General features: G+C 61.9%; 10 protein-coding genes. 6 read left to right on the forward strand and 4 right to left on the reverse strand.

All coding sequences use genetic code 11. The annotated features are described in order from the left end of the window. Nucleotides 1–59 precede the first annotated feature (59 nt). Entirely contained in the window at nucleotides 60–3,209 is a 3,150-nt protein-coding gene (locus JIN84_RS02740) for a hypothetical protein (protein ID WP_200349475.1), read from the reverse strand. 229 nt (nucleotides 3,210–3,438) lie between these two features. On the opposite strand from JIN84_RS02740, the gene JIN84_RS02745 reads away from it, so the two are divergent. Together JIN84_RS02745 and JIN84_RS02750 are read left to right on the forward strand one after the other, a co-directional pair. Continuing rightward, nucleotides 3,439–4,629, forward strand: coding sequence for a GAF domain-containing sensor histidine kinase (locus JIN84_RS02745; protein WP_200349476.1), 1,191 nt, complete (start codon nucleotides 3,439–3,441; stop codon nucleotides 4,627–4,629). Nucleotides 4,630–4,987: 358 nt separating this feature from the next. Continuing rightward, entirely contained in the window at nucleotides 4,988–7,150 is a 2,163-nt protein-coding gene (locus JIN84_RS02750) for an ELWxxDGT repeat protein (protein ID WP_200349477.1), read from the forward strand. 52 nt (nucleotides 7,151–7,202) lie between these two features. On the opposite strand, the gene JIN84_RS02755 is transcribed toward JIN84_RS02750, so the two are convergent. From JIN84_RS02755 to JIN84_RS02765, 3 genes are all read right to left on the reverse strand, one after another. Next, nucleotides 7,203–9,767, reverse strand: a complete 2,565-nt coding sequence (locus tag JIN84_RS02755; protein WP_200349478.1) for an MFS transporter — start codon at nucleotides 9,765–9,767, stop codon at nucleotides 7,203–7,205. A gap of 351 nt (nucleotides 9,768–10,118) precedes the next feature. Next, the gene (locus JIN84_RS02760) at nucleotides 10,119–10,748 is read right to left on the reverse strand and encodes a response regulator (RefSeq protein ID WP_200349479.1); all 630 of its coding nucleotides are present in this window, start codon (nucleotides 10,746–10,748) and stop codon (nucleotides 10,119–10,121) included. Then, complete coding sequence (locus tag JIN84_RS02765; RefSeq protein ID WP_200349480.1) at nucleotides 10,745–11,749, reverse strand: sensor histidine kinase; 1,005 nt, start codon at nucleotides 11,747–11,749, stop codon at nucleotides 10,745–10,747. The genes JIN84_RS02760 and JIN84_RS02765 overlap by 4 nt, the downstream gene beginning before the upstream one ends. Nucleotides 11,750–11,852: 103 nt before the next feature. Between JIN84_RS02765 and JIN84_RS02770 the strand changes: the two genes are divergently transcribed. The 4 genes from JIN84_RS02770 (at nucleotide 11,853) to JIN84_RS02785 (ending at nucleotide 16,693) form a co-directional block, all read left to right on the forward strand. Next, nucleotides 11,853–12,980 (forward strand): condensation domain-containing protein, encoded by a 1,128-nt coding sequence (locus JIN84_RS02770; RefSeq protein ID WP_200349481.1) that lies wholly within the window; start codon nucleotides 11,853–11,855, stop codon nucleotides 12,978–12,980. A 45-nt stretch (nucleotides 12,981–13,025) separates the two neighbouring features. Beyond that, nucleotides 13,026–13,607 (forward strand): pentapeptide repeat-containing protein, encoded by a 582-nt coding sequence (locus tag JIN84_RS02775; RefSeq protein WP_200349482.1) that lies wholly within the window; start codon nucleotides 13,026–13,028, stop codon nucleotides 13,605–13,607. Nucleotides 13,608–13,712: 105 nt separating this feature from the next. After that, entirely contained in the window at nucleotides 13,713–15,947 is a 2,235-nt protein-coding gene (locus JIN84_RS02780) for a protein kinase domain-containing protein (protein ID WP_200349483.1), read from the forward strand. A gap of 26 nt (nucleotides 15,948–15,973) precedes the next feature. Next, nucleotides 15,974–16,693: an RNA polymerase sigma factor gene (locus JIN84_RS02785; RefSeq protein WP_234043153.1), complete on the forward strand. Its 720-nt coding sequence runs from the start codon at nucleotides 15,974–15,976 to the stop codon at nucleotides 16,691–16,693. Nucleotides 16,694–16,697: the final 4 nt, after the last annotated feature.

A 16,697-nucleotide genomic window follows, 5' to 3' on the forward strand; every position in this document is an offset into this window, starting at 1 on the left:
TGCTTTTCTCCCTGTTCCCCATCCGCTTCGCCGACAAGAGTGTGCCCGCTCCCTCCGCTTTAACGTGCCGACGGCTCCACGGGGGCCATGAGCTCCCTGGCCCGCTTCCACTGATCTGGCGGAATCGAGTTCAGGAGCTGGACCAAGGTTTCAACCTTGTCCAACTGGTTCGCGCTGTTGGTGACCAGAAGGTGTGTGGAATTGAGCGTGGCGGAGGTTCCTTTGTCGAATTTGATACCATTCGACTTGAGCAGTTCGGTTACCGAAGGACGGGTCTTCTGGCCGGCGGGATTTTCCGCCGCCGCATTCGCGTTTGATGCGGATTGCAGCGCGGAATAAAAATGCGCCGGCACGGCGAACGTCCGCGTATAGATCTCCTTTTCCAGCACGCTTGGATCCAGTATGGTAACGGAGAAGTCATCCACCCGGTAGCCCAGGCCGGCGGCGTCACAGATATACTTGAGGGCGACGGCGATCGGAGTGTTGCGCAGGCTCAGGTCCTTGATGCGGATGGACGCCGGAGCGGTCGCGGCGGCCTCCTTCCGGATCACGAAGTTCAATCCCTTTTTACCCGGATCGGGTTCCAAGGTATCAAGTTCGACAGCTTGTTTTCTCAGGAAGTCGACCGCCTCCTCCAACGAGACATCCTTGAAGTCGGTCAAGGGGATGACGATTTTTTCCAGTTTGTTGGTGAGGTAGGCGGTGCCGGACAGCGGCTCTTCAACCGGCTTGGCAGGCTCCGGGGCCGGGGTGATCGCCAGGATCAGCTGTTCGAGCTTGTCCAGCTCCATCGGATTGTTGGTCACGATCAGCGTGCCCCCGGATGTGAGGGACGCGGAGCTGCCTTCGCCGAAAAGGATGCCGTTGGCTTTCAGCAGTTCCTGGACAGGGACACGCACCGGCGGGCGATCGGTGACCGGCGGCTTCTTTTCGAACGGATCCGCGGCGGCCTCCTCCGATCCGGACGGGGGCTCCAGTATGGAAGTGAAATCGAGCGGCACCGAGAAGGTGCGGGTGAAAAGTTCCTGATGGATCGAATCCTGGGAAACGAGCATAACGGCGAAGTCATCCACCTTGTAACGCATGCGGGTCACTTGGCAGACGTATTTCAACGCCTCGCCGAGGGGAACGTTGCGAAGGCGGAGACTCCGGATGGGGAGGGGTTCCGGATCATTCGGACGGGGCCTGATGACAAGGTTCACCCCCTTGAGCGAGGGATCGGGTTCAGTTGCATCAAGTTCGACGGACTTTTTCCTGAGAAGTTCGACGGCTGTTTCCAAAGAAACGTTTTCCAACTGGATCGATGGAATGACGATCTCCCGGAGCTTGCGCGTGATGCGGGTGACCCCCTCGGTGGGCACCTCCAGCTCGACATCCTGGGCGACAGGTGAGGAGGTTCCGCCGATTGCTTGGATCAACATTTCAAGCTTGTCCACTTCGTCCGGTGTGTTCGTTACGAGGAGCAGGCCCTCCTCCGTCAGCAGCGCGGAACATCCCTCGCCGAATCGGATGCCGTTGGAATTGAGCAATTTTAAGATCGAGGGGCGGGGCGCGTCGGCAGGCGCTCCGGATTCCTCCTGCAATGCCGAAGCGAAATCGACCGGCACCTTGAACCGGAGGGTGAGAAGTTCCTTTTCGACATCCGCCTGGGGGACGAGAGTGATGATGGAGCGCTCCACCTTGAAACGTGAGGCGGTGGCGTCGCAAACATGCTTCAGCACTTGTGCGATCGGGATGTCGCGGAGATGCAGGTTCCTGATACGTGCCGCCTCCCCGCCTCCGGTCCGGGGCCGCACCACGAAGTCCATCCCTTTCAGCATGGGGTCGGGTTCGGCCGCATCAAGCTCGATGGATCGACTTCTGATGAACTCGACCGCTTCGTCCAGGGAGACATCATCGAAGTCGACCGATGGGATGATGATGCTGTTGAGCTTGTCCAAAGTCCTTTGGGTTAGGTCGGGCGGAGCCTTGTCAACCGGCTTCGCAGTGCCCGTTTCCGGGATCGACCACATGATCAGTTGTTCCAGCTTGTCCAGTTGGTTCGGGGTGTTGGTGACCAGAAGGACGCCTCCTCCCGGCAGGGAAGCGGAGCTGCCTTCACCGAAAAGGATGCCGTTGTCTTTCAGCAAATCCTGGATCGGACGGTCGGCTCCCGATGGCGAATTGGAAGCGATGAGGGATGGGAAATCCGGTGGCACGTGGAAGGAGCGGGTGTAAAGCTCGCTTTCGGCCACACTCGCCGGCACCAGGGTGACTGCGGAATCATCCACCTTGTAGCGCATCGAAGTCATCTGGGTGAGGTAGCCCAGAACGGTTCCAAGCGGCACGTTGCGCAGGTGGAGGCTTTTGACACGGGTGGAGGCGTCGGCAGGGGCCGGGGAGGCGGGAGGCAGCTTCCCGCCATAAGGCCGCACGACAATGTTCAATCCCTTGCGCTCGGGATCGGGTTCGGCGGTGTCGAGCTCGACGGACTTCGTTCTCAGGAATGCGACGACTTCTTCCAACGGGGCGTCTTCGAAGTCGACCGAGGGGATGATCATGCGGTTGAGTTTATGAACGATCCGCTGCATCTCCTTCGAGTGTGGCACATTGTTCAGCTTCCAATAATTAATTTGCTCACCACCGGCCGGTGGGGATATCTCCGGCAATTGGTTGGTCCGGTACGAGGCCAGCGTGGCTTCCACCCCGGCCTTTTTCGCCACGGTCGCCGCCGCGACGGCCCTTTCCTGCTCGGCGACAGCCTCCTCGCGTTTCCCGAGCAGGAACAGCGCCCGGGCCCTGGTATCCAGGGTGTTCGATTTCAGCTCATTGTCCCGGCCGCACAGTTCGAGGGCGATGGTCGCCAGCTTGAGCGAGATTTCCGGGTGGCGCCCTGCGGCGTCCGGCGAGGTGATCATGCGCCACGCCATGTCGTTGAGTGTGGAGGCGCTTTCCCTCATGTCCTCCGTACCGACGGCGGAGGCTTTCGCGTCCGCGTCCAGCTCGGAGTCCACCTTGACGAGCCATTGCACGTACTTGCTGATGGCTTCCGGGGAGGAGCCGTCCGTCTCACCCGCCGATGCGGCGAGGGCACGGACCGAGTCCCGGTATTGTTTCATGAGCACCTTCTGCTCGATCTCACGGATCCTTGCCGGAGCGTCCTGCGCGTGCAGCAGGGGCGTGGACAGGGCCGTGACGAGCAACAGGACTTTGGCAGATGATGGTTTCATTGGTTCGTGTTCGGGGATTTCGGGCCCGGCAGCGCGACCCGTCCATCGGGCCAACTCCACCGTTCACTTACCTGTTTAAGAATCCAGCGGCGCATGTTGCATGATTCGGGAAAATAGTTGCCGAATTCTTCCCGGCTCCACCATGACAAAAAACCACGGGGAGGAGGCATTCCATTTTCCGGGCGATTTTCCTCGTATTTTCCGGTGATTCCCGACAATCGGCGCCACCATGGCGGAGATTGCGGAAGAGGTCGAGAGCGCGGGCAGGATTCCTGCGATACCCACCATCCTGGATGTCGTGTGCAGGACCACGGGCATGGGCTTCGCGGCGGTGGCGAGGGTGACGGAAAACCGTTGGATCGCATGCGCGGTGCTGGATCACATCCGCTTCGGGCTGGAGCCGGGGGGCGAACTGGATCTCACCACCACGATCTGCCACGAGATCCGCCAGCAGCGGCAGCCCGTGGTGATCGACCACGTGGACGAGGATCCGCTCTACCGCTCCCATCACACCCCGGCTTGTTACGGTTTCCAGAGCTACATCTCATTTCCCATCCTGCTGCCGGACGGGCGGTTTTTCGGCACGCTCTGCGCGATCGATCCGAAACCGGCTTCGCTGAAAACTCCCGCCATCACAGGCATGTTCCGTTTGTTCGCGGAACTCATCGCGTTCCATATCGACGTCGCCGAGAAGCTGAGGGTTTCGGAAGAGGACTTGAGAAAGGAGCAGGACGACTCGAAGCTCCGCGAGCAATTCATCGCCGTGCTCGGGCATGACCTGCGCGGCCCGCTGGGGGCGATCACGATGGGAACGGCGCTGTTGAGAGAGGGGAAACTCGCACCCCATGCCGAGGGACTCGTGGACATGATGGAAAAAAGCGCGGGAAGAATGTCGGGCCTGATCGATGACGTGATGGACTTCGCGCGCGGGAGACTTGGACAGGGAATTTCGCTGGAAGGCCTCTCGCAGGAACCGGTGGATCACCTGCTGGAGCAGGTTCTGGATGAAATCAGGACGGGATTCCCGGACCGCGGGATCACGACACGGTTCGATCTGCGGGAACCATTCCCCCATGATCCCAAGAGGTTTTCCCAATTGGTCGCCAACCTGGTTTCCAATGCGATGACCCATGGCCGCCCGGAGAGGGATGTGGAGGTGACCGCCGTCTGCGCGGGCGGGAATTTCGTTTTCAGCGTGGCGAACGCGGCGGCCCCCATTCCGCCGCATCTCCTCGGCCGCTTGTTCGAGCCGTTCAATCGCGGAGACATGAACGACTCCCGCGAAGGGCTCGGGCTGGGCCTCTACATTGCTTCCCAGATCGCGAAATCCCACGGCGGGAAACTGGAAGTGGTTTCCGATGAAAAAGAAACGCGTTTCACCTTCAGCGCTTCCATCGGAAGCGGATCGGGGCCAGTCTGAAGCAGGTCCATTCTTCATCAGAGCGACAGCCTGATGATCGCCGTGGCCCCAAGCCACGGGGCGATGCGATAAGAACGTCGGATGGGGTAAAAAGAATCCGGAAAGGAGCGGATGCCTGTCCATGGAATCTCCCTCCGCCGGGAGCGCGGGATTCATCCCACGCGAACGGGTTCCTCCATCCATTTCAGAATCCGCCGACAGCCGCAGCCTGTCTCTCCCGCCAGTCCCGGTCCTCTCTCCCTTGGCTTCTTGACCGTGCAAATCCCGCCCACCTCTTCCAAACCCGATGCACCCGGAAAAATCCGTTAGAATAGATCGTGACGATCCCCTTGAATCCGGCCAAAAACATGTTGCCCCTATGATTGATCCACCCCTCCGTAGCCGGACCTTCCGCCTCTGGCTTTTCACCATCCACCTGCTTGCGGTCCTGGTCCACGTCCAGCCCGCCATGGCGGCCTCGGCTGACTATGCCCTCCTCACCCGCCTCGTGCCCTCCACAGGCACCCTGTCCCCGGCATTCTCCAGCCATAACTTCCAGTATGGCATGGCACTCCCCGCCGGAGCCTCCGCCATTTCCCTCACCGCCACCACTGCGGACAAAAACGACACCATCACGGTGAACGGCACCCCCGTGGACGCCGGAACCCCGAGCGGAGCCATCCCGGTGCAAGCGGGGGTGAATACCATCCAGATCAACACCCGGCACGGTTCGACCACGCGGTCCTACCGGATCACCGCCTTGGTCCCACCCGCCCAGCCCGCGAGCCTCGAGGCACTCACCGACCCCTCGGTTTTTCCCGGAGTCGGCTCTGATCCAGCGAATTTCACGCTCGTCGGAAACCAGCTCTTCTTCACCGCCACCTCCGCCACCCACGGCACCGAGTTGTGGAAATGCGACGGCACCACGGCGGGCACCGTCCGGGTCAGGGACATCAACCCGGGAACGGCCTCCAGCAATCCCGCTTATCTCAGGGCCATGGGCGGCCGTTTATATTTCAGTGCCGACGATGGCACCGGCGGCATCGAATTATGGAAAAGCGACGGCACCACGGAGGGCACCGTCCGGGTCAGGGACATCAATCCCGGTGCCGGATCAAGCGAGCCCTCCGACCTCGTCGTAATGGGCGACAACCTGTTTTTCCAAGCCTCTGACACTCCTTATAGAGGTGAACTGTGGAAAAGCGACGGCACCGAGGCGGGCACCGTCCTGTTGATGAATCTCAATTCAGGCCCCGTTTGGAACGATCCCAACGATTTCACAGCTGTCGGCGACACCTTGTATTTCCGGGCCTCCACCCATATGTCCGGCACCGAGCTTTGGAAGAGCGATGGAACCACGGAAAGCACGGTGCAGGTCAGGGAGATCAATCCGGAAAACAACCCCAGCGATCCCGCCCATCTGACGGACGTCCGCGGCACCTTGTATTTCACCGCTTCCGACGGCACCCACGGTCATGAGCTGTGGAAGAGCGACGGCACTGAAGCGGGCACCATGATGGTCAGCGACATTTTCCCGGGTCCCGGTTCCAGCGCTCCCACCGCTCTGACGGAAGCCGGCGGGATCCTGTATTTCACCGCATCAGACGGCATGCACGGCCACGAGTTGTGGAAAAGCGACGGCACCGCCGGCGGAACCGTGATGGTAAGCGACCTCGCGGAGGGTACCGGTGGTTCGACCCCAGCCAATCTGAAATGGGTAGGGACCAGACTTTACTTCGTGGCGACGACCGAGGATACCGGTGCCCAACTCTTTGTCTACGACACCGCTGGTCTGCCGACCGTCCGTGGCCAGCAGGTGCTTTCCATCACTTCCACCTCCGGCATCTTCGGCGGCGAGGTCACTTCGATCGGCAATTCCGAGATCACCGCACGCGGCATCGTTTTTTCCCCGGCCGATATCAACGCGGATCCACGGCTCGGCGGCAATGAAGTGGCCTTGGGCACGAGTGCCGGCAGCCTCGGTACCTTCGAACTCCAGAACGGCAACCTCACCGCGGGCACTGTTTACGCCTACCGGGCCTACGCCACCAATGTCAACGGCACCGCATACAGCGCGCTTGGAGCATTCGCCACCCTGTCCGGCCTCACTCCCACGGAATACTGGCGTGACACTTATTTCGGAAATTTAAAAAACACCGGCACCGCCGCCGACCTCGCCGACCCGGATCACGACGGAGTCGTAAATCTCCTTGAACGGGCCTTCCGCCTCCATCCGCTCATTCCCGGCAGCTCCGCCCTCGTCCCCGGTAACGGCACCACCGGCCTGCCCTCCATCACCCTCGCCGAAGGTCCGCAAGGCCACGTCCTTACCATCGAATACGTCCGCCTCAAGGCCTCCGGCAGCTCCGGCCCCACCTACACCCCGCAGTTCTGTACCGACCTGAACGGGCCATGGCAAAACCACAGCGGCGACGAGATCGTGCAATCCATCGACGCGGATTGGGAACGCGTCACCGTGCGGGCGCCCGCGACCGAAGACACCCCGCGCTTCGCAAGAGTGAGAGTGGTGGCGGTGCCTTGACTGTCTGAAATCCGGAACAACATCGGCAGGCCCACCTGAAGCGACACGAACATCACCGCCTCGGCGGTGCCTTGTAAGCGGTGAGGAATCCCTCCGCGTCGAGGAACGCCTTGTCCGGAAGCGGCAGCCCCTCTTGCGGTGCGGCGGGGCCGTAGGCGCGGAGGTTTCCGTCCGGGCCGGGCAGGAGGACCCAGCCGGGGAGGAGCTTGCCCCAGGTGCCGGGCTTGCGGCCGACCTGTGGATCGCTGTGGGCGTTCGGGCGGACGGGGTCCGGCATGGACATGGAAATGACCCTGCCGTCGACGGCGAGGCAGGGAAGGTGGAGGATTTCCGCACGGTAGACGGGCACCAGCGCCTGGGATCCGAAGTCGTAGAACTCGACGGGTTTGCAAAGCTGGGTGGTGCCGAGCATCTCGCGGAGAAGATCGCCTCCCACCCAGCAGGCATGCAGGGTGCCGTCCACATAGTCACGGAGTTTCACCTCGCTTTGGTAAAGCTCCGGGAAGGTGAGAAGCAGGGCGGGAAATTCGGCGAGTGTGGGATCTTCCTTGAGGACGAAGAACGGTTCGTGACGTTGGAGCGCGCTGACCTGGCCGATCTGGTGGCCGTTCGCCCACAGTCTGCGGCGCTCGTCGCCTTCACGCGGGCGGAATTTTTTCAGCGCGCCGCATTTCACCACCGGAACCCGTTTCGCCCATGCCGGCTTGGAATAGCGGTGGGAGATGGCCTTGGCGGAACAGGTCTGGAGCGCCTGCCGGACGGTCGCCATGTCCGCCGTTTCCGGTTCCATTTCCTTCCCGAAGGCGACCGTCAGGCCGTAGGGCAGGTGGTAGGGAAGCTTCCGGAAAAAGCTGCCGCGCTCGAAGGAGAAGATGGATCCCCACGAGCCATCCATCCACAGCGGGATGAGCGGGTGGCCGGCTTTTCTCGCGATCAGCTCGAAGCCGCGGTGCAGCTCGTTCAGCGTGCCGGTGCGGGTGAGCTGGCCCTCGGGAAACAGACAGACGAGATCGCCATTCTGCAGCGCCTCGATGGTGATGCGGATGGCCTCGCGCGGTTGCTCGCGGCGGATGTTCACCGTGTGGAAGATGCTGGTGAAAAGCTTCACCGCGGGATTCGCCGTGAACGCTTCGTCCATCACGAAGCGGACAGGGCGGGTGCAGGCGGCGGATATGAAAAACGCGTCCGCGAAAGTGACGTGGTTCGGCAGGAGCAGCGCCCCGCCTTTCGCCGGGATCCGCTCCGGATGCACCGTCCGGATGCGGTAGAGGGTCCGGATGACGGCACAGCCGACGAGACGCAGGAAATCCCCGGGCAGCAGCCGGATGACGGACAGCGTCATCACCCCGCAGGTGAGGCCGATGAAGGCGATTTCCAACCGGAACCCCACCGCATCGGAGAGGTGGAACCATTTCGCCGCAAATTCGAAGACGGCGATGAGAATGACGGCGATGATCCCGGCGAAGCAGTCCTGCAGGTTGACGGCGGACTGGAGTTCGCCGCGTTTGTCCGGCGGATAGCGGTCCTGCATCCAGGCATTGAGCGGCGTGAGGAAGACGGCTGCGGAAAAGGCGAGGAAACCCAGGGCCGCGAGAAACCACATGTCGCCGGGAGTGAGGAGCGCGAGGGAGAGGGCGGCGAGCGTCATCAGCGCGCCCGCGACGGGCACCCATCCGAGTTCGATGCGGCGGCGCATGAGGACGGACGCGCTGCCGAACCCCGCCGCCATTCCCAGCGACGCGGCGGCCATGAAAATGGACGACTGGATGCCGAAGCCCTCGCCACCGCCCGTCATCTGCTTGGCGAGTTTCACCGACCACAGGTTGATGAACGCGGCGAATCCCCAGAAAAACGCCACGCCGAACGACGCGCGGCGGAGGGCGCGGTCCCGCCAGAGATCCGCGAGATTCAGGAAGTGGCTGATGGCGAGTTTCCTCGTGAACGGCGGGCCGTGCTGGGCCGGGACACGTGGGATGGCAAACATGATCGCCAGCGCGGGCACCGCGAACACGGCGAGCAGAAGCAGGGGTCCGAGCGCGGCCTGCCACGCGTATTCCGCACCGCCGCCATGCCCGTCAAAACGGTGGTCGAAAAGCCACCCGGCGAAAATTTGCCCGCAGAGCAGGGCCAGCATCGAGGTCATCTGCTGGATGCCCGTGGCGAAGCCGAGATGCTTCGAACCCACCAGCTCCTTGTTGATCCCCATCTTCGCCGGACTGAAAAACGCCGACTGCACGGCCAGCGCGAAGAATCCGAACAACGCCAGCGGCATGCTCCGCAGGAACACCGCCCCACAGATCCACGCGAGCACTAGCGCCTGCAGGACAGCCGCTCCGAGCATGACGTCCCGTTTTGAAAAACGATCGCTCACCCAGCCCGCGATGGGCGCGAAGAGAACGAACGGCAGCGCCATCATCAGCCCGGCGGCGGAAGGCACGTCCACTTCCAGGCCGGCTCCGGGGATGAGAAAATGAAATCCCACCGCCGCGCCCAGCGGGATGAGCGTGAACTGGGCCATCTTGTCATTGAAGGCGTTCTGCGTCTGCAGCGCGATCATGCTCCAGAAACCGATCCACTGTCTTCGGTTCGGTTCGTTTTCCAGCGGTGCGTCGCTCATTCTCCGGAAAGGCTAGTCGTTGAAAACACGACGGGCAAGACAGAGAAAACGGGATCTGGGATCGGGGTAACAATCATCAACCCGCACAGATCGGGGCAGCCGGAGTCGGTCCTTCCGGTTTCGCGTTCCCCCCGTAAAATGAAGAACGCCGTCCTCCCCCCCGGAAAAACGGCGTTCTAGTTTTTACCCTACCGCGACCCACACTCGTGGCTCTCGGGCAAAGCTGTCATGGGCGGCGCCCACGGCAGAATCATGACACGGCCAATGGAAAAACATATTGGCATTATCCTGATTTTCCCATCAGGAAAAAAGCAGGGTCGTGTCGGCAATTTTACTTACAGGCCCGGGAATTCATTCCACCAGACCATGTTGCATGGCGTAGCGGGTGAGTTCCACGTTCGTGGAAAGCCCCATCTTTTCCGCGATCCTGCTGCGGTAGGTGGCCACGGTCTTCACGCTCAGGCTCAGGTCCGAGCTGATCTCCTTGACGGTTTTTCCGGAAGCGATCAGCCGCAGGACGAGAAGCTCCCGGTTGGAAAGCGTCTCATGGGAAGCGGCGTTTGTTTCTCCCGCGAGCGCCCCGGCAAGATGCTCGGCCAATGCGGTGCTGATGTACCGCCGTCCCGCGAGCACCCGCTGCACGGCGGTGACAAGCACGTCCGGCGCGCTTTGCTTGGAAACATATCCGGCGGCCCCCAGCTTCAGCGCGCGCAGGGCATAGTCCCTCTCCGCATGCGAGCTGATGACGAGGATCGGCTGGTCCGGCTTCTCACGCTTGATGTCCTGGATGAGTTCCAGCCCGTTGCGGCCGGGCATGCTGATGTCCACGATGGCGATGTCCCACTGGTCCTTCAGCACGGCGGCCAGCCCCTCATAGGCGTCGCCCGCCTCTCCGACCACGACATCCTTGAAATGTTCCTGCAGCAGTGAGGCGAGGCCCCTCCGGACGATGGAATGGTCGTCGATGATCAGCGCTTTCATGATGGTAAACCTGGTGTTGTTTCGTTCGGCGGCAGGGGGACGGTGAAGGTGACGTCGGTTCCTTTTTCCGGACCGGGCGTGAAAGTGACATTGCCGCCGACGTGCACGGCGCGCTCCAGCATGCCGATCAGGCCGAGGGATTTCGGATCTTCGACCAGCTTGGGATCGATTCCCCTGCCATCGTCGTGGATCAACAGCTTCAGGACATCCTCGTCCACCGAGACCCGCGCGTCGACGTGCCGCGCCCCCGCGTGGCGGGCGACGTTTGTCAGGGCTTCCTGGAAAATCCGGAAGGTGGTGGTTGTGATCTCACGCGGCAGGATGTTGGGGCAGTCCTCCACCACGATGGCGCAGGGAATGCCGCTGCGGGCGGAAAACTGCACCGCCTCATCCAGCAGTGCGGTGCCCAGGCCGAGGTGGTCCAGGCTGCTCGGGCGGAGGCCGGTGGCGATCCGCTGCACGGAGGCGATCGTCTCGTCCACGAGTTCGGAAATTTCCACCAGCTTGTCGATGGCCGGATTCATCGTGGGATCGTCACGGTCCGAGATCCGGTTTTCCACGAGGCGGAGTTCCATCTTGATGCCGGTGAGAAGCTGGCCGAGCTCGTCGTGGATTTCCCGGGCGATCCGGGTGCGCTCCTCCTCGCGCAAGCTCTGGATGCGGGAGGAAAGCTTGTGGAATTTCTCGCGGGAACTCTCGATCACCGCCAGCCGCTGCCGCTCCGCCTTGCGCCAGCCGCGATACGCCCGGCGCAGGACGAAAAACAAAAGGATCGCCGTGGTGATGACGAAGTTCAGCCCCTTGATCGACTGGATGAAATGCGACTCCGTCTCATCAGGCACGGTGTTGGTCAGGATCTTATCGGAGCTGACGATCCACGCGCTGGCGAGGATGAAATAGATGATGACGATGCGGACCTCGGGCAGGGACCAAGGCATGGCGTCCCGTCCCGGAAGCGGGAGGGGCTTGGCTTCATCCTTGAGTGCCAGCTCTTCTTTCACGAAACGAAGAAATAGTGGATGGAGGGGGAAGGGTCGAGCGGCGAATTGAAAAAGAGTTTCGCTGGATGATCCGTCGCGGAGAGTCCAGCGTGGGGACGCGCGCATGTCCACTCTTCCGATTCCGCATTCCCTGGCTCCCTTGCAACGTGTGATGCTGCGGGATTCGCTTCTGGCACCGCATGCCGGATGCCATGTGGAGCAGGTGGAGATACGCTTCTCACGATCACTGGCAGGCGGCCGGATCATCTCCGCGTGGAAGGAAACCGTCGGAGAGACCGAAGCCTTGCGCCTCGCGTTCCTGGTGGAGGATGAAGCCGCCGGCGGTTGGGAATTCGTGACTCCGGGTGACATCCACCAAAGCCATGGACCGGCACCTGCCTGCTGGGATGACTGGCTGGAGAACGACCGGCATCGTCCGCTGCTTTTCCCCCATGCCGTCCCATGGCGTGCGGCGTTCTGGCCGGAGGAAATGCGGTTTGTCTGGACGTTCCATCACGCGTTGCTGGACGGCCGCTCCATCGCGCGGATCCTCCACGGGTTTTTGAAACGCGTGGCGGGTGAAGCGGCCGGGCCGCTCGCACTTGCCAAGTGGCCGCCACCCACCGCGGAGATGAGATCGCTGGGCGACACGATGTTCCGCCGCGTTTTCGCGGACATGGAAGCCCCCTCCTCCGCGCCGGAAGAGGATTTCCCCAACGACACGCCGGCCGTCCGCAGGTTGGGAGATGACATCCTCCGCAAGCTCGAATCACGGGCCGCAGCCGGGGGCGTCACTCCCGCGACACTCCTCATCGAGTCATGGGGCAAGGCTCTTGCCCGGCGCTCGGGAGCGGCCTCCGTGGTGGTCGAGCAGGTCCGATCCGGCCCGCCGCAACCCGGCACCGCCGGATTCACCATGAACCTCCTGCCACTCCGGCTCGGGCAGGGAGACGTGGGTGACCAACTGGCGGACCTGCGCCGGATCGAGTCGCTGGGCGCTGAGGATCTCCCGCCCGGGGTTTTCCCTGATGTCAATGGCCCATGGAGCAGCGTCATCATGGTCGAGCGCGGCACCCTCGCCCACCAGGTGGGAGCTCGGGAATTTGTCGAATCCATCATCCTCCACGAACACAAGGGAGAGTCGCTCTCCGCCACCGCCCATCTCCTGCCGGATCTCCGCCTGGAAGTGGAGGGACCGGGCAGGCACGAATTGTTGGAGCGATGGATCCGAACGCTGGACGGAAAAGCATAGGACTCCCGCCTTTCCATTCCCCCGACCACCCGCCAGCATCCTGCCATGGCTGACGTCCCGGCAAACGGCTCTCTTCAAACTTCGGAAACATTCAGGGAAAACTGGAGCGACCGGACGGTCGGACGCGTCGAGTTCTGCGGCTGTGAATTCAGAAACTGCACCTTCGAGCGCACCGTTTTCAGCGACTGCTCGTTCGAGGACTGCTTGTTTGATACATGCGACCTCACCCTCGCCGGCATCGTTGGTTCGAGTTTCAGCTCCGTGACATTCCGGAACTGCAAGCTCCACGGCATCGCCTGGCACAAGGTGGGTTTTTCGTTCGATGCCTCGTTCCTGGACTCCCAGCTCGACTACTCCAGCTTCTTCGGCATGAAGCTGAACAAGATCCGCTTCACCGGCAGCCGGCTGAAGGAGGTCACCTTTGTGGACGCCGTCGCCCGCGAGGCGGATTTTTCCCGCTGCGAGTTCAAGGACACCGTCTTTCTCCAGACGGACCTGAGCCGCGCGGATTTCACAGGAGCGAGGAACTATGCCATCGACGTCCGGGAAAACCAGGTCAAGGGCGCGAAGTTCGATCTCCCGGAGGCGGTGAGCCTGCTGTCCAGCTTCGGCATCAGGATCGTGTGAAGGCAACCTGCCCATCAGGCGAAAAACGGCGTTTGAAAAATCCGGTAACGCCCGGATGAAAATCCTTCTGAACAGGGTGTGGACGCTTCAACTTCAGACTCACCGATGGAAACCCCTCTCTGCCCGCAATGCCGCACGCCGCTGCCCGCGCAGGCCTTGGGCGGACTCTGTCCCGCATGCATGTTCGAGCAGGGCGCGTTCGATTCGCAATCGAACATCGCCGGCTCCGCCTTCATCCCGCCCTCCGTCGGGGAGCTCGCGCCGCTTTTTCCGTCGCTTGAGGTTCTGGAACTCGTCGGACGCGGCGGCATGGGCGCCGTCTACAAGGCGCGCCAGACCGAACTCGACCGCGTGGTGGCGTTGAAGATCCTGCCATCCGACATCGCCCGGGACCCCGCGTTTTCCGAACGCTTCTCCCGCGAGGCCCGCGCGCTGGCGAAGCTGAACCACCCCGGCATCGTCTCACTCTTCGAGTTCGGCCGCAGCGGAGACCTGTTTTTCTTCCTGATGGAATTTGTGGATGGCGTGACGCTGCGCCAGTTGCTCATGGGCGAGCGCCTGTCCGCCCGCGAGGCCCTCACCATCGTTCCGCGCATCTGCGACGCGCTGCAATACGCGCATGACCGGGGCATCGTCCACCGCGACATCAAACCGGAGAACATCCTGCTGGACCGCCAGGGGAATGTGAAGATCGCGGACTTCGGGCTCGTGAAACTCGTAGACCCGGAGTCCTCCCGCATGTCTCCGCCTTCCGGAGACGTGGAATCCGGAAGCCGTTTGAGAGCGGAAATTCCTGCCTATACGGAAGCGGGAAAACTGATGGGCACTCCCGCCTACATGGCTCCCGAGCAGATCGACCACCCGTCCGGTGTCGATCACCGCGCGGACATCTACGCGCTCGGCGTGATCTTCTACCAGATGCTCACCGGCGAGCTGCCGGACAAGCCGATCTCTCCGCCATCGAGCCGGACAGTGATCGATGTCCGGCTCGACGAAGTGGTCATCCGCGCCCTCCAACAGAATCCGTCGCTCCGGTTCCAACAAGCGGGTGACTTGAAAACGCGGGTGGAGGAGATAGCCGGCAGCCCCGGCAAGTCTCCGCCGGCCGCGCGCAAACCGTCATTGCCGCAAATCGCCGGCGTCCTGCTGATCCTGTGCCTGCCCCTATCAGTCGCGCTTCCGGTCTTCGACCGGGCAGGCAAGCCGGAAGAATACCGGGAAGAAGCCTTCTTCAATGCTCCCGGGCAGGAAACCCGTGAGGCGGAGGAAGTCATCAAACAGGCGTTGCGGCCTTTTCCGGGTATCAGCCTGTCGTCACAGAACGGGAATACCGAGTTCCGGTCGCATGATGGCACGAAGTTTACCAACCTCTGGCGGATCAGCGTGAGCGGCCCGGACCAAAAGCAGGCCAGGGAAACCCTGGATGCCGCACGATCCGCAGTGAAAGAGGCATTGAATCGTGGCAATAACGACCCGCTCCGGGAAACGATCAGCTGGTCCGAATACAGGTCGTCGGGCGCGGGCACGGATTCCTGGGCACTCGATCAAAAATTCGTCACCCGGCTGAGAAGGGATGTCATGTCCGGCATCTTTCTCTCGGCGCTCGGCCTGCTGTGCCTTTCATATCGCCGGAAATCCCATTCCGCACCGGCTTCCAAAACGTCTGCTGGAATCAGCCTCGGGTTTCTGATCATCGGCGCATGGGGAGTCTTCGTCCTTTTTAACTTTTTCGGGGATCCCGGAATACAACTCATGCCAGCGGTCGCACTCCTTGCCGGGATTCCCGCCATGATCTCGGGCCTTTCGGAAAAGGCGGGGCGCTTGGGCAAGTTTGTCGCGGCGGTCAGTTGGTGCGGCATGCTCACCTTGTTTCTGAAAAGTTCGCTGCCCGACGACCGGCAATGGCGGTTTCTGGATTCGGCATGGACAAACGTTGCCATCCCCACACTCCAACGGCCTCCGGCACCGACACCTCCTGAAAAAACACGGAGGCATAAAAGAGTGGATAAAACCCGGGCTGTGGAGGAGTGGCTGGAAGCCATCGACGCCGGGAAATACGATGAGGCGTGGGCCAGAGTATCCACCCTGACAAGCATGTTGGATTCCCAGTCCGCCTGGATCGAAAAAATGAAGGCTGTCAGACAACCGCTGGGAGACGTGGTAGGACGCAAGCTCCATTCCACGATGGAGACCGGAGAAATAAAGGGATTTCCCCCAGGGAGATACCACGTCTTTTTGTTTCATTCGGATTTCACAGGAAAAAGCGTCGCAGAGGAAATAGTCACCCTCATTTATCAGGAAGATGGACACTGGCGTGTCTTCTCCTACTCCATCCAATAAACCACTGCCGGACGATGCCCATCCCTTTGAAAAACCCCCTCTTCCTCACCACCCGCTGGACCCTCGTCGCATCCGCCGGAGGAGGGGAAAGCCGCCCGGCGGAAGTGGCGCTGGAGGCGATCTGCCAGGCGTATTGGTTTCCGCTCTACGCCTTCGTCCGCCGCTACGGCCACACCAGGGAACAGGCGGAGGATCTCACGCAGGCGTTCTTCATGGACCTGTTGGAACGGAAACCCTGGCAGCAGCTCGATCAGGAACGCGGGAAGTTCCGCGCGTTCCTGCTGGCGGCGCTGAAGAATTTCCTCGCGAACCATAGGGAAACCACCCGCTGCCAGAAACGAGGCGGCGATGCCAGCCACATCTCGCTGGATTGGCGGAACGCGGACTCCCGCTTCCATCTGGCGGATGATTCTCACTCCGCTCCGGACCATGCCTACGACCGTGAATGGGGGGTGCAGTTGCTCGAACTCGTCCTGGGACATTTGAGGGACGAGGCCGCCGCGGAAGGAAGCGAGGATCGCTTCGAAATCCTGAAGGACTTCCTCAACACCGCCGGGAGCGAGGCCTCCTATGCGGAAGTCGCGGAAATCCTCGGCATCACCCCCGGAGCGGCCCGTGTCGCCGTGCACCGGCTCCGCAAACGCTACCGCCACCTCCTGCGCGTGGAGATCGCCCGCACTCTCGCCGACCCCGCGATGGTGGACGAGGAATTGCGCTCGCTGTTCGCCGCATTCCGCCCGGATTGAACTT

The sequence above is a fragment of the Luteolibacter yonseiensis genome (assembly GCF_016595465.1).
In the GTDB taxonomy this organism is placed as follows: Bacteria; Verrucomicrobiota; Verrucomicrobiia; order Verrucomicrobiales; family Akkermansiaceae; genus Luteolibacter; species Luteolibacter yonseiensis.